This window comes from Streptomyces sp. JL2001 (assembly GCF_050917515.1).
Classification (GTDB): Bacteria; Actinomycetota; Actinomycetes; order Streptomycetales; family Streptomycetaceae; genus Streptomyces.
The window spans coordinates 4,815,985-4,838,699 of sequence record NZ_CP169421.1 but is presented as its reverse complement, the minus strand read 5'-3'; the positions used below and the strand labels follow the sequence as shown (position 1 = coordinate 4,838,699).

Annotated in this window: 20 protein-coding genes and 1 tRNA gene; 10 read left to right on the top strand and 11 right to left on the bottom strand. The window is 71.9% G+C overall.

What is annotated here, in order from left to right; genetic code table 11:
• The first annotated feature begins 289 nt into the window (after positions 1-289).
• Together ACE1OA_RS21545 and ACE1OA_RS21540 are read left to right on the top strand one after the other, a co-directional pair.
• Positions 290-892, top strand: a complete 603-nt coding sequence (locus ACE1OA_RS21545; RefSeq protein ID WP_432753233.1) for a DUF485 domain-containing protein — start codon at positions 290-292, stop codon at positions 890-892.
• A complete protein-coding gene (locus ACE1OA_RS21540) occupies positions 889-2,508 on the top strand; it encodes a cation acetate symporter (RefSeq protein ID WP_432753232.1) in 1,620 nt (539 codons plus the stop codon). The genes ACE1OA_RS21545 and ACE1OA_RS21540 overlap by 4 nt, the downstream gene beginning before the upstream one ends.
• Positions 2,509-2,610: 102 nt before the next feature.
• Here ACE1OA_RS21540 and hppD read toward each other — a convergent pair whose 3' ends face one another.
• A complete protein-coding gene (hppD, locus tag ACE1OA_RS21535) occupies positions 2,611-3,750 on the bottom strand; it encodes a 4-hydroxyphenylpyruvate dioxygenase (RefSeq protein ID WP_356605066.1) in 1,140 nt (379 codons plus the stop codon).
• Positions 3,751-3,886: 136 nt separating this feature from the next.
• On the opposite strand from hppD, the gene ACE1OA_RS21530 reads away from it, so the two are divergent.
• The 4 genes from ACE1OA_RS21530 (at position 3,887) to ACE1OA_RS21515 (ending at position 6,749) form a co-directional block, all read left to right on the top strand.
• Positions 3,887-4,363 carry an Lrp/AsnC family transcriptional regulator gene (locus ACE1OA_RS21530; RefSeq protein WP_356604934.1) on the top strand — a complete coding sequence of 159 codons (477 nt, stop codon included), beginning with the start codon at positions 3,887-3,889 and terminating at the stop codon, positions 4,361-4,363.
• A 131-nt stretch (positions 4,364-4,494) separates the two neighbouring features.
• On the top strand, positions 4,495-5,076 hold the full coding sequence (locus ACE1OA_RS21525; RefSeq protein ID WP_356604936.1) for an ArsR/SmtB family transcription factor: 582 nt from the start codon (positions 4,495-4,497) through the stop codon (positions 5,074-5,076).
• A gap of 171 nt (positions 5,077-5,247) precedes the next feature.
• Complete coding sequence (locus tag ACE1OA_RS21520; RefSeq protein WP_356604938.1) at positions 5,248-5,433, top strand: hypothetical protein; 186 nt, start codon at positions 5,248-5,250, stop codon at positions 5,431-5,433.
• Positions 5,430-6,749, top strand: coding sequence for an MFS transporter (locus tag ACE1OA_RS21515; RefSeq protein WP_432753231.1), 1,320 nt, complete (start codon positions 5,430-5,432; stop codon positions 6,747-6,749). The genes ACE1OA_RS21520 and ACE1OA_RS21515 overlap by 4 nt, the downstream gene beginning before the upstream one ends.
• On the opposite strand, the gene ACE1OA_RS21510 is transcribed toward ACE1OA_RS21515, so the two are convergent.
• From ACE1OA_RS21510 to ACE1OA_RS21485, 6 genes are all read right to left on the bottom strand, one after another.
• On the bottom strand, positions 6,682-7,476 hold the full coding sequence (locus ACE1OA_RS21510) for a S16 family serine protease (RefSeq protein WP_356604943.1): 795 nt from the start codon (positions 7,474-7,476) through the stop codon (positions 6,682-6,684). The genes ACE1OA_RS21515 and ACE1OA_RS21510 overlap by 68 nt on opposite strands.
• 215 nt (positions 7,477-7,691) lie before the next feature.
• Positions 7,692-8,333, bottom strand: coding sequence for an IclR family transcriptional regulator (locus ACE1OA_RS21505; protein ID WP_356604945.1), 642 nt, complete (start codon positions 8,331-8,333; stop codon positions 7,692-7,694).
• A 425-nt stretch (positions 8,334-8,758) separates the two neighbouring features.
• Positions 8,759-10,549, bottom strand: a complete 1,791-nt coding sequence (locus tag ACE1OA_RS21500) for a DEAD/DEAH box helicase (RefSeq protein ID WP_356604947.1) — start codon at positions 10,547-10,549, stop codon at positions 8,759-8,761.
• Positions 10,550-10,657: 108 nt separating this feature from the next.
• A complete protein-coding gene (locus ACE1OA_RS21495; RefSeq protein WP_432753230.1) occupies positions 10,658-11,038 on the bottom strand; it encodes a type II toxin-antitoxin system death-on-curing family toxin in 381 nt (126 codons plus the stop codon).
• The gene (locus ACE1OA_RS21490) at positions 11,035-11,229 is read right to left on the bottom strand and encodes a hypothetical protein (RefSeq protein WP_356604951.1); all 195 of its coding nucleotides are present in this window, start codon (positions 11,227-11,229) and stop codon (positions 11,035-11,037) included. Before ACE1OA_RS21490 ends, ACE1OA_RS21495 begins: the two co-directional genes overlap by 4 nt.
• Before the next feature lie 99 nt (positions 11,230-11,328).
• Entirely contained in the window at positions 11,329-12,795 is a 1,467-nt protein-coding gene (locus ACE1OA_RS21485) for an MFS transporter (protein WP_432753229.1), read from the bottom strand.
• A gap of 191 nt (positions 12,796-12,986) precedes the next feature.
• On the opposite strand from ACE1OA_RS21485, the gene ACE1OA_RS21480 reads away from it, so the two are divergent.
• The 4 genes from ACE1OA_RS21480 (at position 12,987) to ACE1OA_RS21465 (ending at position 18,616) form a co-directional block, all read left to right on the top strand.
• A tRNA-Cys gene (locus ACE1OA_RS21480) sits at positions 12,987-13,058 on the top strand.
• 311 nt (positions 13,059-13,369) lie between these two features.
• Positions 13,370-14,251: a serine/threonine protein kinase gene (locus ACE1OA_RS21475; protein WP_432753228.1), complete on the top strand. Its 882-nt coding sequence runs from the start codon at positions 13,370-13,372 to the stop codon at positions 14,249-14,251.
• A gap of 3 nt (positions 14,252-14,254) precedes the next feature.
• Positions 14,255-16,441, top strand: coding sequence for a protein kinase domain-containing protein (locus ACE1OA_RS21470; RefSeq protein ID WP_432753227.1), 2,187 nt, complete (start codon positions 14,255-14,257; stop codon positions 16,439-16,441).
• 81 nt (positions 16,442-16,522) lie between these two features.
• On the top strand, positions 16,523-18,616 hold the full coding sequence (locus ACE1OA_RS21465; RefSeq protein ID WP_386543389.1) for a protein kinase domain-containing protein: 2,094 nt from the start codon (positions 16,523-16,525) through the stop codon (positions 18,614-18,616).
• 114 nt (positions 18,617-18,730) lie between these two features.
• On the opposite strand, the gene ACE1OA_RS21460 is transcribed toward ACE1OA_RS21465, so the two are convergent.
• The 4 genes from ACE1OA_RS21460 to ACE1OA_RS21445 form a co-directional block, all read right to left on the bottom strand.
• On the bottom strand, positions 18,731-19,306 hold the full coding sequence (locus ACE1OA_RS21460; RefSeq protein WP_432753226.1) for a hypothetical protein: 576 nt from the start codon (positions 19,304-19,306) through the stop codon (positions 18,731-18,733).
• Between the two features lie 50 nt (positions 19,307-19,356).
• Positions 19,357-21,630: a DUF6571 family protein gene (locus ACE1OA_RS21455; protein ID WP_432753225.1), complete on the bottom strand. Its 2,274-nt coding sequence runs from the start codon at positions 21,628-21,630 to the stop codon at positions 19,357-19,359.
• Positions 21,631-21,653: 23 nt separating this feature from the next.
• The gene (locus ACE1OA_RS21450) at positions 21,654-22,031 is read right to left on the bottom strand and encodes a hypothetical protein (protein WP_356604962.1); all 378 of its coding nucleotides are present in this window, start codon (positions 22,029-22,031) and stop codon (positions 21,654-21,656) included.
• Positions 22,032-22,139: 108 nt separating this feature from the next.
• Positions 22,140-22,709, bottom strand: coding sequence for a hypothetical protein (locus ACE1OA_RS21445; RefSeq protein ID WP_356604964.1), 570 nt, complete (start codon positions 22,707-22,709; stop codon positions 22,140-22,142).
• Positions 22,710-22,715: the final 6 nt, after the last annotated feature.

The window sequence follows — 22,715 nt, the reverse complement described above, 5'->3', positions numbered from 1 at the left end:
GCGGGCACGCGCGGGCCCGGAAGCGGCCCGCACGGAAGGGGGCTGTCGCCGGACCGGTCGTGCCGAGCGGCCTGCCCGGCCCCGGGGGCGGCCCGAGACCCACCCGTGACCTGCGGAAAGATCCACAACCGGGGTTACCACGGGTTCCGTCGCCATGCGCACAGGATCGTCACCGAACCGACATACCGAACGGTCGGAAACCCCTTACGCAAGGGCTATACCCATGAGTAACGTACGCGGACCACCAGCGCCACCCGCCCGTTCCCCGGGGCGCCAAGGAGCAAGATCGATGTCGTACCACCAGCCTTTCCCCGGCCCACCGCCCGTACCCCAGCACCCGAATGCCGGGCGGCACCGCCACGACGCGGCGTCGCAGTCCTGGGAGGGTGGATCGCCGTCCTGGGACACCGATCCACAGACAGCCTGGGACTCGTCCCCGCGAGCGTGGGACTCCTCGCCGCAGGGCTGGGACTCCGCGCAGCAGCCCTGGGACACGTCCCCGCAGCCGCAGCCGCCCGCCGCCACCGACGATCGTGAAGATCTGCACCGGCTCGGGTCGGCTTACCGAAGGCTCCGCCGCGTCGCCACCTTCACCGCGCTCGGCTACTTCGTCCTCTTCCTTTTCCTGTCCGGCTACGCCCCCTCGCTGATGACCGGCACCATCACCGGTGGTCTGACCACCGGTCTGGTCCTGGGGCTCCTCCAGCTGCCCGTGGCGCTGGCTGCGATCGCGCTGTACGAGCGGATCGCGCGCAACAACGTCGACCCTCTCGCCGCGGCGATCCGTGAACGCGCCGAGCAGGCGGCCGCGGCCGCCGCGCCCCGGCCGGAACGCCAGAACCGCTCCGGTCGTCCCGCGTGGCAGCGGCCCACCGGAGGTGCGCGCGCATGACCAGCTTCAGCTCCGAGGCCCAGACCATGTCGCTGATGGCGTTCATCGCGGTCATCACCGTCACGCTGCTGCTGTGCGTGATGACCGGCCCCGATCGTGACGACCTGGGCGACTTCTACACCGGCTACCGCTCGCTCTCCCCCATGCAGAGCGGCCTCGCGATCGCCGGCGACTACATCTCCGCCGGCACCGTACTCGGCACCATCGGCATCATCGCGCTCGTCGGCTACGACGGCGTCACGCTCGCCCTGAGCACCCTGCTCTCGCTGGTCCTGATGATGTTCCTGCTCGCCGAACCGCTGCGCAACGCCGGCCGGTTCACGATCGGCGACGTCTTCACCCGGCGCCTCCCCGGCCCCGCCGTGCGGATCACCACGGCCGCGGTCACCCTGACCGCACTGCTGCCGCTGGTGATCTTCCAGCTCGCGGGCGCCGGCGATCTCCTCTCCGTCGTCCTGGGCTTCGACGCGGACGGCTTCAAGACCGGGGCGATCGTGTTCCTGGGCCTGCTGATGATCGCGTACGCGGCGATCGGCGGCATGAAGGGCACCGCCTTCATCCAGATCGTCAAGACCGTCGCCCTGCTCGGCGCGTCCCTCGCGATCGCCGCGCTCATCCTCAACCGCTTCGACTTCAGCCTGCCCTCCCTGCTGGACGCCGCCAAGCGCGGCAGCGGGGCGGGAGACGCCTATCTCGCCTCCGGTCTGCAGTTCGGCGGCAACGAACTCGACATGATCAGCACGCAGTTGACGGTCGTGCTCGGCGCCGCGGTGCTGCCGCAGATCACCATGCGCATGTTCACCGCGCGCAGCGCGGCAGCCGTGCGGCGCTCGATGTCCTGGGCCGTGTCGACCGTCGTCGTGACCTGTCTGCTGATCGCCGTCATCGGCTTCGGCGCGGCGGCGATCGTCGGCCACCAGGGGATCGTCGCCGGCGACCCGCAGGGCAAGACGGCGTTCCTCATGGTCAGCCAGGCCGTCATGGGCGCGGACCAGACGACCGTCGAGACACTGCTGTTCACGGCCGTGGCGACGGCCATCTTCCTGACCCTGCTGGCCTCGGTCGCCGGGATCACCCTCGCCTGCGCCAACACCCTGGCGCACGACCTCGTCACGCACGGGCTGCGCCGCAAGGCGCAGCTGAAGGGCTCCACGGAGATGGCCATCGCCCGGACCGCCGCGGCGGGCGTCGGGCTCGTGGCGATCGCGATCGCCGCCGGTGCACGGCATCTGAACCTTCAGGCACTGCTCACCCTGTCGTTCTGCATCGGCGCGTCCGCGGTCGCACCGGCCCTCATCTACAGCCTCTTCTGGCGCCGCTACTCCCGTACGGGACTGCTCTGCACCCTCATCGTGGGCAGCGCCTCCGCGTTCATCCTCATGACCGGCAGCAACCTGGTGTCCGGATCGCCCCAGGCGATCTTCCCGGACCAGGACTTCAACTGGTTCCCGTTCACCACGTCGGGCATCCTCTCGGCCCCGCTGGGCTTCCTCGCGGGCTGGCTCGGCACGGTGCTCCACGAACGGGACCCGGCCGACCAGCGCATGCGGTACGAAGCGGTGGAGGAGACGATCCTGGCCGGCACGCCCGCGGCGAACAGCGCCTCCGCGTCCTGACGCGCACGCCCCGACGAAAAGGGCGCCCGGCCTGGAGTCCCAGGCCGGGCGCCCTTTCGGCTGTGCCGAGGTGCTTGAGGGCTTGCCGATCAGGCGAAAGCCCTAGAGGTTGCCGCGCTTCTCCTGCTCGCGCTCGATCGCCTCGAACAGGGCCTTGAAGTTGCCCTTGCCGAAGCCCATGGAGCCGTGGCGCTCGATCATCTCGAAGAAGACGGTCGGACGGTCCTGGACCGGCTTGGTGAAGATCTGCAGCAGGTAGCCGTCCTCGTCGCGGTCGACGAGGATCTTCAGCTCGCGCAGGGTCTCGACGGGCACGCGGGTCTCGCCCGCCCACTCGCCGAGGGTGTCGTAGTACGAGTCCGGGGTGTCGAGGAACGCGACGCCCGCGGCCCGCATCGCGCGGACCGTCGCGACGATGTCGTTGGTGGCGAGGGCGATGTGCTGGACGCCGGCGCCGCCGTAGAACTCGAGGTACTCGTCGATCTGCGACTTCTTCTTCGCGATCGCCGGCTCGTTGATCGGGAACTTGACCTTCAGCGTGCCGTCGGCGACGACCTTCGACATCAGGGCGGAGTACTCGGTGGCGATGTCGTCGCCCACGAACTCCTTCATGTTCGTGAAGCCCATGACCTGGTTGTAGAAGCCGACCCACTCGTTCATCCGGCCGAGCTCGACGTTGCCCACGCAGTGGTCGATGGCCTGGAAGGTGCGCTTGGCCGGCGGCTCGACGATCGGGTCGGCCGAGACGAAGCCGGGAAGGTACGGGCCGTCGTAGCCGGAGCGCTCGACGAGGGTGTGGCGGGTCTTGCCGTAGGTGGCGATGGCCGCGAGGACGACGGTGCCGTTCTCGTCCTTGAGCTCGTACGGCTCGGTGATGCCGGTGGCGCCGTGCTCGACGGCGTAGGCGTACGCGGCACGCGCGTCCGGCACCTCGATCGCGAGGTCGACCACGCCGTCACCGTGCTCGGCGACGTGCTCGGCCAGGAAGCGGCCCCAGTCGGTCGAGGCCTTGATGACGGAGGTGAACACGAAGCGGGCGGAGCCGTTCGTGAGGACGTAGCTGGCGGTCTCGCGGCTGCCGTTCTCCGGTCCGGAGTAGGCCACGAGCTTCATGCCGAAGGCCGTCGAGTAGTAGTGCGCGGCCTGCTTGGCGTTGCCGACGGCGAAGACGACCGCGTCCATTCCCTTCACGGGGAAGGGATCGGCCTGCCGCGCCGTGGAAGGGGTGGGGTCGATGGTCATCGAGTTGTCTGCCATAACGGCAGAGTCCCGCCGATCCACAAGCTGCGCAATAGTTCGTCGCAGGGGTGGGCAATCTGCACAGCGACTGGTCAGTATGGGCGGGCTATCTGTACATCATGACCATCGGGAGGTCGCCGTGGCGATCGATCATCTGGACGGCCGTCTCATCGTGCTGCTCGCGCAGGAACCGAGGATCGGCGTCCTGGAGGCGTCGCGCCGGCTCGGCGTCGCCCGCGGGACGGTCCAGGCCCGTCTCGACCGGCTGCAGTCCAGCGGCGTCGTCCGCGGGTTCGGACCGCAGGTCGATCCGGCCGCCCTCGGCTATCCCGTGACGGCGTTCGCGACGCTGGAGATCAAGCAGGGTCAGGGACAGGACGTGCGAGCGCACCTGGCGACCGTGCCCGAGGTGCTCGAACTGCACACGACCACCGGGCACGGGGACATGCTCTGCCGGCTGGTCGCCCGCTCCAACGCGGACCTGCAGCGGGTGATCGACCGGGTCGTGGGCTTCGAGGGGATCGTGCGGGCGTCCACCGCGATCGTCATGGAGAACCCCGTACCGCTGCGGATCATCCCGCTGGTCGAGCAGGCGGCCGGGGACGAGTCGCCGTAGGCCGTCGCCCGGGCGGCGGGGCGGTGTCCGGGACGGGCGCCGACGCCTGCCGGGACGCCTCGGCGGAACATGCAAAGATCCTATGCAAAGAACCTCTTGCAACTACTTCTTTGCAACTCTAGTCTTGAGTCATGTCCAAGCCCGAAGAGTTCCTGAGCCGCACACTGGATCCGCGATCCCTGCGCGGACTGGCGCATCCCCTGCGCATACAGCTGCTGCGCGCCCTCCGGCACCACGGGCCGGCCACGGCTTCCCAACTGGCCGATCGGCTGGGCGAGTCCAGCGGCGCCACGAGCTACCACCTGCGCCAGCTCGCCGCCCACGGCTTCGTCGAGGACGACCCGTCCCAGGGGAAGGGCCGGGAGCGGTGGTGGAAGGCCGCCCAGCAGGGGACGGCCTTCGACGCGGCGCTCTACAAGAACCCCGATCCCGAGGTGCAGGGCGCGGTGGAGATCTTCCTGCACGAGATAGCGACGATCCACACGCAGGAGCTGTCGACCTGGCTCGGGACGCGCCGCGACTGGGACGACGCGTGGGCCGGCGCCTCGGACATGAGCGACTTCACGCTGCGGCTGGCGCCCGAGAAGCTGCGCGAGCTCAACGAGAAGGTGCACGAGCTCATCGACAGCTACCGCGACGACGCCGACGCGGAGGCCCCCGACGCCCACCGCGTACGGATGCACCTGCACGCCTTCCCCCAGCGGGAGCACTGAGCCACGCTCCCGCGGCGCGGTCCGGGCGCCGATCACGCGCCTCGCGGCGACAGGCCGCGGGGCGTGAAGCCCCCGGCCCTCGCACCGCAGCACGCAGCACGCAGCACGCGTACCGATCCGTGGCCGGCGCGGTCACGGGTACCTCAGTCATGCACGGAAGGACCCGGAGTCATGCACGCCGACATTCACCTCCAGCTGCACCACCTGAACGCCACCGCACTGCACCACGAGGCGGCCGTCTCGCTGCCGTCCACCCCCGTCCGTGTCCAGCTGGGCTGGAAGCTCGTCGAGTGGGGGCTCAAGCTCGCCGTGACCCCCACCCGCGAGGGCGCCGGGGTATACACGGTCGCGGCATGAACGCGCCGGGGGGACGCACTCCGCTGACGGCCCTCCTGGCCGCCAACGCCATATCGATCACGGGCAACTCACTCACGCTGATCGGTGTCCCGTGGTTCGCGCTCGACCTCACGGGAAGCCCGGGGAAGGCGGGTCTGGTCGCGTTCTGCGCGGCCGTCCCCGTCGTGGTCTCCGCCATCGTCGGCGGCCCGGTCGTCGACCGGATCGGCCGCCGCCGGGTCAGCGCCGGCTCCGACCTCGTCTGCGCGCTCGCACTCGCCGCGATCCCGCTCCTGCACCACACGGGGCTGCTGGAGTTCTGGATGCTGTGCGCGCTGATGGCCGTGACCGGCCTGTTCCACGCTCCCGGCGAGATGTCCCGGTACGTCCTCCTCCCCGACCTGGCCCGCCTCGCCGCGACCCCGCTCCCCCGTGCCGCCAGCCTGTACGACGCCGTGGCACGCGGCGCCAGAATGACCGGCGCCGCCCTCGCCGGCGTCCTGGTCGCCCTCATCGGGGCGGACACGGTCCTGCTCGTCGACGCCGCGACCTTCGCGCTCTCCGCCGCGCTCGTCCTGGCGGGCATACGGAAGGTGGCCGCCGCCGAGCCACGGCGCGACGCCACCGGCTTCTCGCTCTCCGGCTACCGCGCGGACCTGCGCGAGGGGTACGCCTTCCTGTTCCGCTCCCGCCTGCTGCTCGGCATCACGCTGATGGTGATGGTCACCAACGGCCTGAACCAGAGCTGGAGTTCGGTCCTCCTGCCGGTGCACGCCCGGGAGGAGCTCGGCGGCTCCGCCGCGCTCGGGCTGCTCGTCGCCGTCTTCGCCGGCAGCGCGCTGCTCGGCGCCCTGCTCTACGGCGCGGTCGGGCACCGACTCCCGCGTCGGCCCGTCTTCACCGCCGGCTTCCTGCTGTGCGGCGCGCCGCCGTTCGTCGTGGCGGCGGTCAGCGACACCACACCGCCGCTGCTCGTCACCATGGCCCTGGCCGGGTTCGGGGCCGGCGTGCTGAACCCGATCCTCACGACGATCGTCTACGAGCAGGTCCCCGACGCCCTGCGCAGCCGGGTCTCCGGTGCCAGCACGGCCGGAGTGCTCCTGACGACGCCGCTGGGCGGGCTCGCGGCCGGCTTCCTGATCGAACGGGTGGGGGCGGCCCCCGCGCTGCTCACGGTCGGCGGGATCTACTTCCTCGCGACGCTCGCCCCGGCGGTCTTCCCGTCCTGGCGCGGGATGGACGCGAGCCCGCCGCCCGCCGCCGGCCCGGTCAACAGCTCGGAACCTTGTCTTCCAGACCCTTCTCCAGCGCCTTCAGGGACGTCACCGCGTCGCTGAGCGTGGACACGGGGATCAGCCGCATCCCCTGGGGCAGCTCCGCCTGCGCGTCGGAGCACTCGGCCTTGGGGACGAGGAAGACCGTCGCGCCGTCCCGTCCGGCGGCCTGGGTCTTCAGCGAGACCCCGCCGACCGCGCCGACGGTCCCGTCGGGCTCGATCGTCCCGGTGCCAGCGATGGTCCGGCCGCCGGTGAGGTCGCCGCCGGATCCGTCGCCGTCGAGCTTGTCGACGATGCCGAGCGAGAACAGGAATCCGGCGCTCGGACCGCCGATGTCGGCGAGGTGCAGGGTCACCTTGACGTCCTTGGGATCCAGCTTGAGATAGCCCAGGCCGGCGAGGATCGCGGCGTCCTGCGACTCCTTCATCTGGCCCAGGTTGTGCTTCTCCACCTCGGCGTCCGACTTGCCCGGCGGGTAGACGGAGTCGCGCGGCAGGACGGCCCGGTCGGTGCGGAACCAGGCGTCGGCGACCGCGGCGAGGTCGTTGTCCACGCTCGGCCCGGTGGCGACGATGGTCGTCATCAGGAGCTTGCCCTCCGTCTGACGGACGGGCGCGCCGCTGATGGTGATCACCTGCCGGCCCTTGTCCACCCCGAGCACATCGGCCGTCGAGCCGGGCTGCGCGATGGCGTACGGCAGCGGCGCCAGACCGGCGACCGCGAAGAGCGCGGCGACGGGCAGGGCGCAGAGCGCGAGAGCACGGGGACGCGTGAGACTGGAGAGCACGCGACCAATCTACTGGGCGCCCCGTGACCGTCGCCGGGGAGCCACGGGCGGCCGGGGCCCGGCCGCATCCGGACGCGGACCCGGGCGGGCCGGAGACCACGTGCGTACCGGAGTCCACCGGCCGGGGTCCATGCGGTGCGCGCCGGAATCCCTCATCCGGGCCGGGGCCTGGCAGGGCCTGTCCGAGAGGCCGTGCCAGGCGGTCCGGACAGCCCTTAGCGCAGGGCGTCCGCGACCTCGCGGGCGGCGTCGACGACGCGGGGGCCCACGCGCTCGGGCACCGCGTCCGCGAGCATCACGACGCCCACGCTGCCCTCGATGCCGGTGATCCCGACCAGCGGCGCCGCGGCGCCGCTGGCGCCCGCCTCCAGCTCGCCGTGGGTGAGGGTGAAGCCGGGGTCGATCAGGCTGCCCTGGCGCGCCGCGAGGATGGCGCGGCCCGCCGCGCCCCGGTCCAGCGGGTGCCGGAATCCGGCCCGGTAGGCCACGTGGTAGTCGGTCCAGGTCGGCTCGACGACCGCGACCGCGAGCGCCTCCGCCCCGTCGACCAGGGTCAGGTGGGCCGTCGCCCCTATGTCCTCGGCGAGCGAGCGCAGCGCGGGCAGCGCCGCCTCGCGCACCAGCGGATGGACCTGGCGGCCCAGCCGGAGCACGCCGAGGCCGACGCGGGCCCGGCCGCCCAGGTCGCGTCGTACGAGGGCGTGCTGTTCGAGTGTGGCGAGCAGACGGTAGACGACGGTCCTGTTGACACCGAGTTTGTTGGACAACTCGGTGACGGTCAGGCCGTGGTCGGTGTCGGCGAGCAGTTTGAGGACCCTGAGGCCCCGGTCGAGCGTCTGGGAGGTTTCCGCGGTCACGACGCCCTCTCCTTCGGAGTGAGTGACGGCGGTCCTTCAAACGAAAGCTGCGACACCGGTCCCGTCGGCGACGCACGTCAGAGGCCGCCGGCAGGCCATGCGCACCGGCTGCGCTCCGCGGCGGCGCTGCCACGGGGCGTTTGCATTGCGGGGGACAGTAGCGACCCACTCCGCTCAGCGGAAGACCTCGTCCAGAATCCGGGCGCGGGCGACCGGATAGAGACGGTTCGGGATCCAAGTCGGTCGGATCGACGACTTCGGCGGACAAGATCGACTATGTCGGTCCCGTGTTCCGGGCGCCCGCGAACGCCCTCGCGAGCGGTGTCACGGACCCTCCGGACCTTTTCACCCGAGTGACGAACGGGGCCCGTGCGCAGTCGTGCGCACGGGCCCCACCTGTCCGGAGTTTTCAGAGTTTCCGCAGGTCAGCGCATGCGGGTCGCCCACTCCTGCACCTTCTTGATCCGCTCCCGGATCTGTCCGGCCGTCGCCTCGGCGCTCGGCGGACCGCCGCAGACCCGGCGCAGTTCGGTGTGGATGACGCCGTGCGGTTTGCCGCTCTGGTGGACATACGCGCCCACCATCGTGTTGAGCTGCTTGCGCAACTCCAGCAGTTCCTTGTGCGAAACGACAGGCCGTCGCTCGGCGGGCAGCTCCAGGAGATCCGCTTCGGTGTCCGGTTTCTTTCGGCTGTGCGCGATCTGCCGGGCCTGGCGCTTCTGCAGGAGCAGCTGCACCTGGTCGGGTTCGAGGAGCCCGGGGATGCCGAGGTAGTCCTGCTCCTCCTCGCTGCCCGGGTGGGCCTGCATGCCGAACTCGGCGCCGTCGTAGAGGACGCGGTCGAAGACGGCGTCGGACTCCAGCGCCTCGAAGGGCAGCATGTCCTGTTCGCCGGTGTCCTCGTCCTGCTGCTTCTCGGCCTCCGCCAGTTCCTTCTCGGACTCGGCGTAGGGATCCTCCTCGCCGTCCTTCTTCGGCCGGTCGAGGACGTGGTCGCGCTCGACCTCCATCTCGTTGGCGAAGCCGAGGAGGTTGGGGATCGTGGGAAGGAACACGGACGCGGTCTCGCCGCGCCTGCGGGAACGCACGAAACGTCCCACGGCCTGGGCGAAGAAGAGCGGGGTCGAGATGGTGGTGGCGTACACGCCGACGGCGAGGCGAGGCACGTCGACGCCCTCGGACACCATGCGGACGGCGACCATCCAGCGGTCGTTGTTCTCGCTGAACTCGTCGATCCGTTTGGACGCGGCGGCTTCGTCGGAGAGGACGACCGTGGCCTTGGTACCGGTGATCTCGCGGATCAGCTTGGCGTAGGCGCGGGCGGAGTCCTGGTCGGAGGCGATGACGAGCCCGCCGGCGTCCGGGATGCCCTTCCGGACCTCGGTGAGTCGCCGGTCGGCGGCGCGCAGGACGTTCGGCATCCAGTCGCCGCGCGGGTCGAGCGCGGTGCGCCAGGCCTGGGAGATGGCGTCTTTGGTCATCGGTTCGCCGAGGCGCGCCGCGATCTCGTCGCCGGCCTTGGTGCGCCAGCGCATGTTGCCGCTGTAGCTGAGGAAGATCACGGGGCGCACGACGCCGTCGCCGAGGGCGTTGCCGTAGCCGTAGGTGTAGTCCGCCGAGGACCGCCGGATCCCGTCGTTGCCCTCCTCGTAGGTGACGAAGGGGATCGGGTTCGTGTCGGAGCGGAAGGGCGTACCGGTCAGGGCGAGCCGGCGGGTGGCCGGGTCGAACGCCTCCAGGCACGCCTCGCCCCAGGACTTGGAGTCACCGGCGTGGTGGATCTCGTCGAGGATGACGAGGGTCTTGCGCTGCTCGCAGCGGTTGCGGTGCAGCATCGGGCGGACGCCGACACCGGCGTAGGTGATGGCGACGCCCTGGTATTCCTTGCTGAGCGGTCCGGCGCTGTAGTCGGGGTCGAGCTTGATCCCTATCCGCGCGGCCGCCGCGGCCCACTGCTTCTTCAGGTGCTCGGTGGGTGCGACGACGGTGATCTGCTGCACGACGTGGTGGTGCAGCAGCCAGGACGCGAGGGTCAGCGCGAAGGTGGTCTTTCCGGCTCCGGGGGTCGCGACCGCGAGGAAGTCCCGGGGCTGCTCCTGGATGTATCTCTCCATGGCGCCCTGCTGCCAGGCTCGCAGCTTGTTGGCGGTGCCCCAGGGGGCGCGGCCGGGGAAGGCGGGAGAGAGGTGATGGGAGGAGGTGGCGGTAGTAGTCACGGTCTCCGGTTCGACGCTCGTCCAGATATGACAACCGGGCCACCTTACCGGTGCGGCCACCGCGACCCCGCCCGGACGAGGCCGTGGCGGGGGGTCGTGAGACCGTCCTCACAGCTCCCGCAGACGCTCCGCGATGCCCGGAATGTCCCCCAGCGCGCCACCGGCCACGTCGATGACCAGGGCATACGCCCGGTCCTGGTCCACGTCGGCGAGATCGACTCCGTTGACCGCCAGGAAGACGGCGGCCGAGAGCCAGGCCGCGCGCTTGTTGCCGTCGACGAAGGGGTGGTTCGTGGCGACGGCGTGCAGCAGCGCGGCGGCCTGCTCGTGGAGGTCCTGGTAGGCGCTCCGGCCGAACATCCGCGCCCGCGGCCGGTACACGGCGGACTCCAGCAGCCCGGGCGCCCTGAGCTCGGGCTCCGCGTCGCCGCCGAAGGCGATCCCGGCGATCTCGGTCACCTCGGCGAGCGTGAGGAAGCGACTGTTCATTCGCCGAGCCTCCGCAGCAGCGGGGCGTGCCGCACCGCCAGCCGTACGGCGTTCTCCCGGACGACGGCGGCCTCCGAGGCCACGTGGCGGCGGAGTGCCTCGGCGGCGAGCTCCTCGACTCCGATGCCGCGGGCATCGGCCAGGTCGGCGAGCTCGTCGCCGACGGGAAGGGTGACGGTCGGACGGATCATGGGCCTCAGGCTAGTTTCGGCGCGCCACGCGAGCGACCGGTTTCTCGGCCCCCGTCCACGGCGACGCCCTCGCCACGCCGCGGCTGCCCCCGCCGGGCGTCACCGCCGTGGGGCCGGGCCGCCCAACCGGGTCGCCACCCATGCCCCGGCCGCCGCCACGCCCGCCATCGGCAGGAACACGGCCGCGAACGCCGCCGGGTGGGACGCCGCCCCCGGCTCGCCCGCCACCCCGTGCCCGAGCGCCCCGCCGCCGAGGGCCGCGAACGCCGCGCCGCCCACCGCCAGCAGGATCACGTTGGACAGGCCGTCCGAGATCTGGAGGGCCGCCGAGTTCGCGCCCGCCTCCTCCGGGGCGGACAGCTTCAGCAGCAGCACGCTCGTCGACGCGATCACCAGTCCCATGCCGAGACAGCCGAAGGCCCAGGCCACCGCGACGATCCAGACCGGCACCGAGTGGATCAGGACCGTCGGCGCTGTCGCGATCGCGGCGGCCACGAGCAGCATGCCGATCACCACGAGCCGTTCGCGGTACGGCTCCGTCCAGGGCCGGGACTGCACGTACGAACCCAGCGCCCAGGTCGCGCCGCCGACCGCGAGCGACAGGCCGGCCAGCGTCGGGCTCAAGCCGCGCTCGGTGACCAGCATCAGCGGTACGAAGGACTCGGCGGCGATGAAGGAGCCCGCCGAGATGCCCCGCAGCAGCACCACGGACGGCAGCCCGCGCGCCGCCCGGTACGTGCCGCGCGGCAGCAGCCCGAGCGCGGCGGGGACGAGGAGCGCGGCCCCGGCGGCGGCCGGGAGCAGCGAGAGCCAGCGCAGGTCCTGCGCCGCGTACTGGAGCAGCCCGGCACCCACGGACAGCGCGAGCGCGAGCCGGATGCGCCGCCGGTCGTACGGCGGGACCGGAGCGGCCGGATCGGCCGGGCCCGAGGCGGTGCGGCGGATCGCCGGGAGGGCGAGGGCCAGCGGGAAGGCGACCAGGGCCGGGATGCCGAGGAAGACCCAGCGCCAGCCGAGCTGCTCGGTGATCGTCCCGGAGGCCAGGGGTCCGACGACGGAGGGGACGACCCAGGCCGCCGCGAACGCCGCCATGATCGCGGGTCTCAGGTGTTCGGAGTACGCCCGGCTGACGATCACGTAGAGCGCGACGATCACCAGTCCCCCGCCGAGGCCCTGTACGGCGCGGCCGAGGATGAACAGCCACATGGTGCCCGCGGTGCCGGAGAGCAGGAGGCCGGCGGCGAAGGCGGACATGCCGGTGGTGAGCGCCGCGAGCGGCCCGGCGCGGTCGGACCACTGCCCGGCCAGGACCATGCCGAAGAGGCTGGTGGTGAAGTACGCGGAGAAGGCGAAGGCGTAGAGGGGGATGCCGTGCAGCTCGCGCGCGGCGACGGGCATGGCCGTTCCCACGGCGGTCGCCTCGAAGGCGATGAGCAGGACGACGGAGACGATGCCGATACTGAGCGCCCGGTGCCCCCGGTCCAGCACTGATCCGTCCGCAAGGGCCGGACCTGCGGTTTCTCTGAACGGGGCGACGTCGGCGTCGCGGGGTTCCAAGGCGCTCATGCCCTTCAGAGTAAGGGCCGAACGAGCAAATGGCCCCTGTCGGGAGTCGCGATCCCCTCGTCCCTTGGTCGTAGGCCGGGCCCGTCCCTGCCGGGACGGTCGTGAACGGCGTGTGGCAGTCGTGTTGCGGCCCGCCCGGATCCCTTGAGCCCCTTCCGCCCCCGCCCTACGGTCGTTCCAGAGCACAACACGACCGTGTGCCCGAGTGGTTCAGGGGCTCGACTGCAACTCGAGTTACGTCGGTTCGATTCCGATCACGGTCTCTGGAGGATCCGCGCAGGACCGCTGCGCGTGTGCCGGAGTCCCGCCGGCAGGCGCGCGACGACCCTGCGGCGGCCGGTACGTCCCGAACCGGCCGCCGCAGGTCTCTCCGCACCCGCCGCCGGTCCCTCGGCGCCCGACGTGCGCGGACGACCGGACCCGCCGTTCCCGGCCCGCGCCGCGGACGCGCCGGGGCGTTCCCGCGCCCTCTCCACAGGGCCCCTCCCCCACCGCCGCCAGTCCCCTCCTTCCCCTTGAGTAGGCTCCTGTTGCCCTCGTAACCGGCAGGGCGAACGACAGGGGGGTTTCGCACGTGGAACGGCCGCGCCCGCACGAGGAGTCCGCGCGGCGGATCGGCCCGTACCGGCTGATCACCCGTCTCGATCTGCCCCAAGGCCACACGCCCTGCCGCCGGTTCGTCGCCCGCAACGCCGACGGCGGCCGTACGGTGCTGCTCAACGCCCCGCTGCCCGGCGCCGATCCCGCGCGCTTCCTGGCGGAGGCACAGGCGGGGCAGCGGCTGCTCGGCCCCTGGATCGCCCCGGTGACCGAGGTGTCCGACACCCACGCCTCCCCCTGGTACGCGACGCCCTACCTGCCCGCGCTCCCGCTGCCCGTCGCCCTCGCCGTCCACGGCGGGCCGTTGCCGGAGGAAACGGTCCGGGCCGTCGGCACCGCGCTCGCCGAGACCCTGGCCGCCGCCCACGCGCAGGGCGTCACGCACGCCGGTGTCTCGCCCTCCGCCGTCCTCCTCGCGGCCGACGGACCGCGGCTCGGCTGCTTCGGCGCGGTCCGCGCGGCGGCGCCGGAGGGAGAGCCGCGGGCCGGACTGCCCGGTCTCGAACCCGGCACCCTGGCACCGGAACAGACGGCGGGCGGACGGCCCCGGCCGGCGGGCGACGTCTACGCGCTCGGCGCGGTCCTCGCGTACGCCGCCACCGGGCACACCGTGCCGGAACGCTCCGAACTCCCGCCCGCCCTGCGCCCGTTCGTGTCCGCCTGTCTCACCCGCGACGCGGCGGCCCGACCGACCGCCGCGGCCCTGCTCGCCGACCTGGCGCCGCCGACCCCGCACGAGACGGTCCTCGGCTCGGCGGCGTCGCTGCTGAGTCCCGGCTGGCTGCCCGGCCGGCTCGTGGCGGCGCTCGCCCGCCAGTCGTCCGAGATACTCGCCGCCGAACTGCCCGGGAACTAGCCGATGCTGTCACCCCTCACCCACGACGACCCGGTCGCGATCGCCGCGTACCGCCTCCTCGCCCGCCTGGGCTCCGGCGGCATGGGCACGGTCTACCTGGCCCGCTCGCCCGGCGGCCGCACGGTCGCGCTGAAGACCATGCACGCCCGGCTCGCCACCGAGGCCGACTTCCGCACCCGCTTCCAACTGGAGACGGACGCGGCCCGCATCATCGGCGCCCGGCACGGCGCGGCCGTCTTCGACGCGGATCCGCGGGCCGAGACGCCCTGGCTGGCCACCGAGTACGTCCTCGGGCCGCCGCTCGACGACGCCGTCTCGCTGTGCGGCCCGCTGCCGGAACCCTCGGTGCGCGCCCTGGGCGCGGCGCTGGCCGGGGCACTCGGCCAGCTCCACTCCTCGGACGTCGTCCACCGTGACCTGAAGCCGTCCAACGTGCTGGTCACCGCCTACGGGCCGAAGATCATCGACTTCGGCATCGCCCGCGCGGCCGGCGACGACCGGCTGACCCGTACGGGCGCGGCGGCCGGCACCCCCGCCTTCATGTCGCCCGAGCAGGCGGGCGGCCAGGAGCACACCCCGGCCGGCGACGTCTTCGCGCTCGCCGGCGTCCTGCTGTTCGCGGCCGCCGGCCACGGCCCGTTCGGCACCGGCTCCCCGGCGGACCTGCTCTACCGCGTCCGCTATGCCGATCCCGACCTCGGCGGCGTCCCGCCGGACCTGGCGCCCCTGCTGGCGGACTGCCTGGCCAAGGACCCGGCGGCCCGCCCCACCACGGCCGAGCTGGCCGCGCGTCTCCACGACGGCCACGGCGACTTCGCGGACCACCTCCCGCCGCTCGTCCTGGCCGACATCGCGCGCCGTGCCACGGACGTCTGGCTGCACCAGCCGTACCGGCTGCCGCCCCCCGCGGACTCGGCGCTCACCCCGACGGCGCCCGGCTCCGGCCCGTCCCGCCGCCGCCTGCTCACCACGGCCGGCGGCTCCGTGCTGGGCGTGGCCGGAGCGGGCGTCGGGGCCTGGGCCTGGCTGTCGTCCCGTGACGGCGGCGGAGGCCAGGGCGGGGGCACGCCCGGCCCGACGGCGACGACGACCACGCCGGCCCCGAACGGCTCGGACGGTTCGCCGCGGCCGCTCTGGCAGGTCGACTCCTACGACCGCGACCAGATGACCTTCCCGATGCTCGCGGGCGACGTCGTCGGCTTCGAGGAGACGGCCTCCTTCCGGGTGCTGGATCCGAAGACCGGCCGGCAGCTCTGGGAGGACAACCTGGCCATCGAACCGCAGCAGGTGACCACCGACGGCACGTACTACTACGACTCGCAGAACATCGACTTCGAGAACGGGCTGGCGATCCGCACCTTCCGCCCCCGGGACGGTGCCGAGGCCGCACGCCCCGTCCATCTCAAGGGATTCGACGGCTCCGCGCTCAGCACGTACCTGCTGACGGCCGGCGCCGGAATGGTCGTCGCGTACAGCCGACTGGGCAAGGGGGACGACAGCCTCGACGAACGGGAGCGGAACCGTCACCTCGTCGGCATCGATCTCCGTACCGCCAAGGAGGCCTGGCGGCGGCCCGTCTCCCACGAGGGGGTGCGCCGGTTCCTCGCGCAGATCTCCGGCAGCCGGCTGATCATCGGGCGGCGCAGCGGCGACTTCAGCACCTTCCGGCTGGAGGCCCTGGACCTGCGGACCGGCCGGCCGCTGTGGCAGCGGAGCTTCCCCATGGCCGACGAGGACTACTCCCTCATCCCGGGTGAACTCACCCTGGACGGCCGGCACGTGTACCTCGGGGGGCAGAAGCTGCGCGCCGTGCGCATCGGCGACGGCGGCCTCGCCTGGGAGACCGGCAGGGCGAAGACGCTCTACGGCGTGCCGGCCGTCTCCGGCGACGCCGTCTACGCCACCGAGGGCGACCGCGGCCTGATCTGCGTGAACGCCGGCACCGGCCGGCGGCTGTGGGAGGAGAAGCCGCCCACCCGCGACCTCACTCCGGTGCTCGGCGCCCGGCCGGTGGTGGGGAAGGCGTACGTGTACGCCCCGGTCAACGGCGGCCTGAACGCGATCGACCTGGGCACCCGGCAGTCGGCCTGGGTCTTCCCCACCGACGCCACCCGCTATCTGGTGGACAGGCAGCGGACGCGGATCTTCGGCGCCGGCGAGACGTCGGTGGTCGCGTTGCCGCTGGCGTGACCCGCCCCCGGGCCGCCGGACCACGCCGGGCGGCCGACTTCCCCACCGGACGACTTCGAAGCAGAAGGCAACGCAGTGACCATGCAGTCCCTCGCCACCGGCGACCCGCTCCGGCTCGGCCCGTACCGCCTCCTCGGCGTCCTCGGCGAGGGCGGCATGGGCAAGGTGTACTTCGGCCGGGACGGCTCCGGCCGTCCCGCCGCCGTGAAGGTGCTCCGCCCCGACCTCGCCCACGACCGGCACCTCGCCCAACGCTTCGTCCGCGAGGCGGAGATGGCCCGCGCCGTCACCGGCAAGGGCGTGGCGCGGGTCCTGGACGCGCAGACCGAGGGCGGACGGCCCTGGATCGCCGCCGAGTTCCTGGCCGGCCCGACCCTGGACGAGGCGGTCCGCACCTACGGGCCGATGGACGAGCCCACGGTCCGTGCCCTGGCCCACTACCTCTCCCGCACGCTGCACGACATCCACGCGGCCGGCCTGGTCCACCGCGACCTCAAGCCCGCGAACATCGTGCTGACGTCCTCGGGCCCCCGCGTCATCGACTTCGGCATCGCCCGCCCGGAGCACGGCCTGACGCTGACGACGACGGGCCAGATCCCCGTCACACCCGGCTACGGCGCCCCCGAGCAGGTCCTCGGCCAACGCGTCGGCCCGGCGTCGGACGTCTTCTCGCTCGGCGCTGTCCTGGTCTTCGCGGCGAGCGGCCGGCGCGCCTTCGACGCGACGCACGTGGCCGCCGTCCAGTACGAGGTCGTGCACGGGACGCCCGACCTGGACGGGGTCCCGCCGGCGTTGCGGGACCTGATCGGACCCTGCCTGGCCAAGGACCCGGCGCTGCGGCCGGCGCCGACGCAGATCGCCGCCGCCTTCGCACCGCCGAAGGGCGCCGTCCGCGCCTGGCGCAAGGGCCCCCTCGCCGAGGACATCGCCCGCCGCGAGGCCGCGACCAAGCGGCTCACCGCGTCCGGGCACACGGTCGTGCCGGGCACCCCGACCCGGCGGCGCTTCCTGGGCCTGGCCGCGGCGGGCGCGGGTGTGCTCGCGGCGGGGGGCGGCGGCGCGGCCTGGTGGCTGACCCGGGAGGAGCGGAGCCCGACGCACGACGTGCCGCAGGCCGTCCCGACCCCCGCGGCCGCGTTCCTCTCGCTGATCGACGTCAAGCCGGGTGAGGCACCGGCCGCGTTGTGGGGGCCGCTCGACGTGACCGCGGCGAACGGACAGGTCCCGCTGCCCGTCCGCGACGTGGTGATCGTCCAGGCCAAGACGGGCGGGCTGCTCGCCCTGTCCGTCACGGACGGCAAGGAGCGGTGGCGGGCGAAGGACATCGACGCCGACGCGGGATTCGTCTCCGTCGCCGACCGGCTGGTCGTGGCCGTGGACGACGAGCGGGCCGTGCACGCCTTCGTCGCGTCCACGGGCCGGCACGTCTGGTCGACGGACGCCGACGCCGACCACCTGCTGGCGGCCGACGCCACCCACGTCTATCTGATCACCGCCGGCAACGAACTGCGCGCCGTCGACGCCTGGAACCCCGCCGTCACCTGGTCCCGCCCGATGCCGTCCCCCCGCTCGGCGATCCCGGCACGGGCGGCGGCGGGCGGCGGCCGGCTGGTCGTGCACGACCGGACCGGCCAGGTGACCTGCGTGGACACCGCGACGGGCACGACCAGGTGGAGCGTGAAGAGCCAGGGCACGAACGGCCCGGTCCCGGCGATCTCGGACGACACCGTGTACCTCGGCGGCTCCTCCCTGACCGCGCGCAAGCTGGACAAGGGCGACGTCGTGTGGACCGAGAGCGCCGACGAGCGCTCCAGGAACGCCGGCGTGGGCTGGGGCAGCCCGACGGTCGACGAGGATCGCGTCTACGCGGTGGACAGCTACAACGCCTACCGCTACGGCACCCTCGTCAACAGCAAGTCCCCGACCACGGACTGGTACGAGGTCCTGGAAGGCGTGGGCAGCACCGTGACGGCCCCGGCCGTCGAGGGCACGACGGCCTGGCTCCCCGGCCCGGACGAGGACTACGTGCGGGTCGTCGACAAGAAGACCCATGACTGGCTCTTCACCCTGACCATGAAGCGCGAGGGCCCGTACGCCATGGCGAGCGACGGCAACCGCGTCTTCGTGGACCGCGGCGGCCGGGTGCTCGCCATGCCGGTGTTCGGCAAGGCCTGACGGCGTTCGCGCCGGGGGACCGCGGCCGGACCGACGGCGCTCCCCGGGCGGGTGCGGGGGCACCGCGCCCGCCCGGGGTGACCGCCGGTCACGTCCGCCGGCGTTCCCTCGGCCTCAGTAGGCCGGCACACCACCGGCGTCGGGACAGCCCAACGCGACGGCGTACCGGCGGGCGAGATCCTGCAGGACCCGGACGTTCGCCTCCTTGGGGCTCTTCTCCCTCGGGCGCGGTCCGTAGACGAGCTGCGCGTGGACGAGGGGCTTGCCGACCCCGGGCACCTCGCAGGCGAACCACAGCTCGGCGCTCCCGGAGTCGCCGTAGGCGCGCAGCCCGACCGGAAGGCGGGCCAGCGCGACCTCCGCGGGCTGCGGCGCCGGCAGGCTCTCGACCTCCTCGAAGAGCACGGTCATCTTCGACGGGCTCTCGTCGGGGTCGGCGACGTCCGGCTCGATCACACACTCGGTCAGCTCACCGCCGCCCCGGCGCTCGGGATCGTGGAGGAGACCCTTGAGCGTCGGCGCCGTCCCGTGGGAGCGGTACGTGAACGCCTTCGTCTCGGAGATCTGCTCCAGCGCCTGTGCGGACCTGGCCGACAGCCCCCCGCACACCCGGGCCGCGGGCACGGTGTCCTTCCCGGACCCGGCCTCCTCGCCGGCGCCTCCGCAACCGGCCGACGCGAGCACGAGCACGAGACCCCCGACGAGCAGACGGGATCGCCGGGGGGTGTGCCGCCGCGCCGTCATCCCTTCGGGTCCGGGGTGACACGGTTGACGGCGTCCCCGCCGTCGTTGTACTTGCCCTCCACGCCGCTGTGTATCTTCCGCGCCCACTCGGTGCCGTCGAGGTTGTTGGCGGCGATGTAGGCGTCCATCGGCGTCACCGCGCGGGCCGAACCCAGCTCCGCGTACTCCCGGAGCTTCATGTGCTCCTGCACCGAGAAGTCGGGGCCGTTCTTCTCCAGCTCCCGGTTGATGTCGATGCCGAACTGGGTCATGCCGGCACCGGCGACCGCCCCTGCCACCTGGGGGACGGCGAAGGCGGCCACGGCCGCGCCGCCCGCCGCCGCGCCGGCGAAGGGGAGGGCCACGGCCCCGACGCCCACCGCCACGGCGGCGCCGACGCCGAACTTCTTCCACTCCGCGGCCTCGGCGAGCTTCTGCTCCGCCGCCTTCGTGGCCTCCCCGTAGTGGGCGTGGATGTCGTTGGCCCGGGCCTGGTCGAGCATGCCGTGCATCTTGGCGCCCGTCTCGATGACCTGTGCGACCTCGCCGTTCGGCTCGGGGTGCGCGCGCAGGCCGCTGGCCGTGTACTCCTGCTGGGCCATGGAGAGGATCTTGTACCCGTCCTCGTCCCCGCCCGCGACGGCGAGGAAGGAGGCCGCCGTGTCGTGCGACAGGTCGATGTGCCCCGGCCCGTCGTGGCCGAAGGCGGAGTCCCGCAGATCCTGGCCCGTGTAGGCGTTGCCGAAGTTGGACGAGGCCCAGTTGAGGTCGTCGATGTACCCCGCGCCCATCTTGGCGAGGCTGTCGGCCATGCCCTTGTGGTCGTCCAGGTATTTCGGCTGGTCGCCCACGTACACCATCACCTGCTCGGCGACGTTCGCCGTCATGTCGTCACGGCGGAGACCGAGGTCCGGCTGGTCGTACGGAACGCCCAGGGTCGCCGCCTCGATGGCGTGCCCGAGCTCGTCGAAGTCGTCACTGCCCTTGTTGTTGGGCATGTCCGGCCACTTGCGGTCCTCCATCAGGTACTTGAGCTCCGGATCCATGTCGTCCGGGTCCTTGCCCGAGCTCTCCCAGCCCTTGGCGCCGAAGAACTCCTTCGCGGCGTCGGGATTGTGCCCCAGCGCCTCCATGTAGCCGGCCATGGGGTCGAGACCGTGGTCCGTGCCGGCGCCGAAGTTCAGGAACGTCTCGTAGCCGTCGGGCTGCCAGAGCTTCTTGGGATCGGTGCCCTTGTGGTCCTTCTCGAAGTCGATCAGGCTCTTGCCGTAGTCGTGCAGGAAGTCCTTCTCGTACTCGCCGTTGCGCATGAGGCTGCTCATGACCTGGTAGCCGTACGGCCCCTTGGTCATCGTCCCCATGTTCATGTCGACCATGTCGACGCGCTTGCCGCCGAGGTCGATCATCCCCTTCTTCCACTCCTCCATCGCCTTGCTGTCGGAGTGCGAGGCGGTGGCCAGGGTGTACCCCAGGCTCTTCTGGATCTTGGCCGACTCCTTGGTCATGTCGTCGCCGAACTGCTGACGATCGGCGATCCGGGTCCAGAACTCGAGCGTCTTCTTCGGCCCCAGGCCGGTGGCGAACTGCTCGGCGAAGTACGGGTCGCCCTCGTGCTTCGACAGGAGACCGTTGATCTTCTTGATCTCGTCGAGGGTGTACGGCCGCTTGACGTTGGCGAGCTCGGTCAGCGCGTCGCGGTCCTTGTCGGCCTGCGCCTTGCCCTCCCTGGCGCCCTTCAGGCTGTCGTACGTGTTCGAGTCGAAGCCCTTGCCGCGGCCGTTGTAGTCCTGGCTCAGCGCCCAGTAGAGGATGTCGTCCGCCTCCTGCGCGGCCGTCACCTGGTTGCGGATGCTCGTCCGGTACGCCTGGATCGTCTCCTGGTACCCCTTGTTCATGGACGCCAGGTGCTCGGTCGGAGTGTCCGCCGGCGGGTCGAACCAGACCTCGCCGTCCGGCTTGATCGAGAGGTTCTTGTCCTTCTCGACGTCCGACCTGATCGTCTTGAGCTTGGACTGCGCCTCGGAGAAGACGTCGTAGGCGTCCCTCAGCAGCCGGTGCACGTCCGCCGCCTCGTCGGACGCGGCCGTTATCTGCTTGCCGACGAGGGAGACCTGCTCAAGCGCGGCATCGCGGGTCTCACCCTTCCAGTCGGACTCGGCGAGCCCCTTCTCGACCGTGTTGTCGTAGAGTCTGCCGGCCTTCCGGAACTCCTCCGGGAGCTTGCTCCACTTCCCCACCGCCTCCGACAGCGCGTCGAGATCGGCATCGAGAAGGGTCTTGTAGTCGAGCATGGATCCAGGATCTCCTCGATCGCTCAGGCGAGATTGCGGTTGGAGTCGTTGCCGGCCTTGCCGTCGTCCTTGCTGTGCCGCGCCTTCTCGGTCCGCTCACGGGCGTCGAACTCGGCGGCGGACTCGCGGAGCTTCCCCGCGACACCGTTCAGCAGCAGACCGTCGACGTACTTCATCTGCGATTCCCACCGCGTGGAGAACGTCTTGAAGGCGGGCCCGGACCTGAAGCCCTTGAGACCGGCCTGGATCTGCCCCGTCTCCTTGGCTGCATCGTTGTCGGCCTTGGCGAAGTCCGTTCGCACGATGTCGGCCTTGCCCGCTCTGCCGCGCAGCTCCGACGAGTCGACGTGCAGCTTCTTGCCCGTCGCACCGTCCTCGGGCGGGATCCCGTTGAGTCTCATGCGGGTTTCCTGATGCTGTACCGCGCTGGCTCGTGCGCTTGCCCACTCTTCGTCGAACGACATGATCTTCCGTTCCGGTGATCGCTGCGAATTCGTTTCGGTTGGCGCTCAGCAGGTGCCCTCGTCGACCGACGAGGTGAGGTCGTACTCGGGCACGACCGTGGTGGAACCGTCGGCCCCGGGCACGGCGAACCCGCCCGACTCCTTCTTCGTGAAGGCGAGACAGAAGGGGAACTCCCCGTCGGTGGTGCTCACTTGGAAACGGTCGCCCTCACCCTCCCGGGCGTCCGCCGTGCTCACGTCAAGCCGGTAGTACGGGCCTTCGCCCTCCGAGGCGTCCCGCAGCGCCTCCGTGAGCATCGAATCGGTCGCACCGGACGGATGGGCGTCGGCCTCGATCGTCTCGGCGGCGGCCACGACGACGGTCCGCATCTCCTCCCGCGTCCACGAGTCGCCGTCGGCGAAGTCCATCGCCCGGCACCCGGCGAAGACCCACACACCGGCGAGGAGGAGCGCGGCGAACCGTCCCACCCGATTCGCCGCGTCCGAAGGCTCGTTGGCCGCGGGATCGCGATACCGCCAGGCGCTGAGGCGCCAGTACAGGCGCCGCTGGTCGACACACCCGAGGACGACGAAGACGGCCGCGAGAACGAAGAAGAGGGCTATGACACCGACCATGACCCG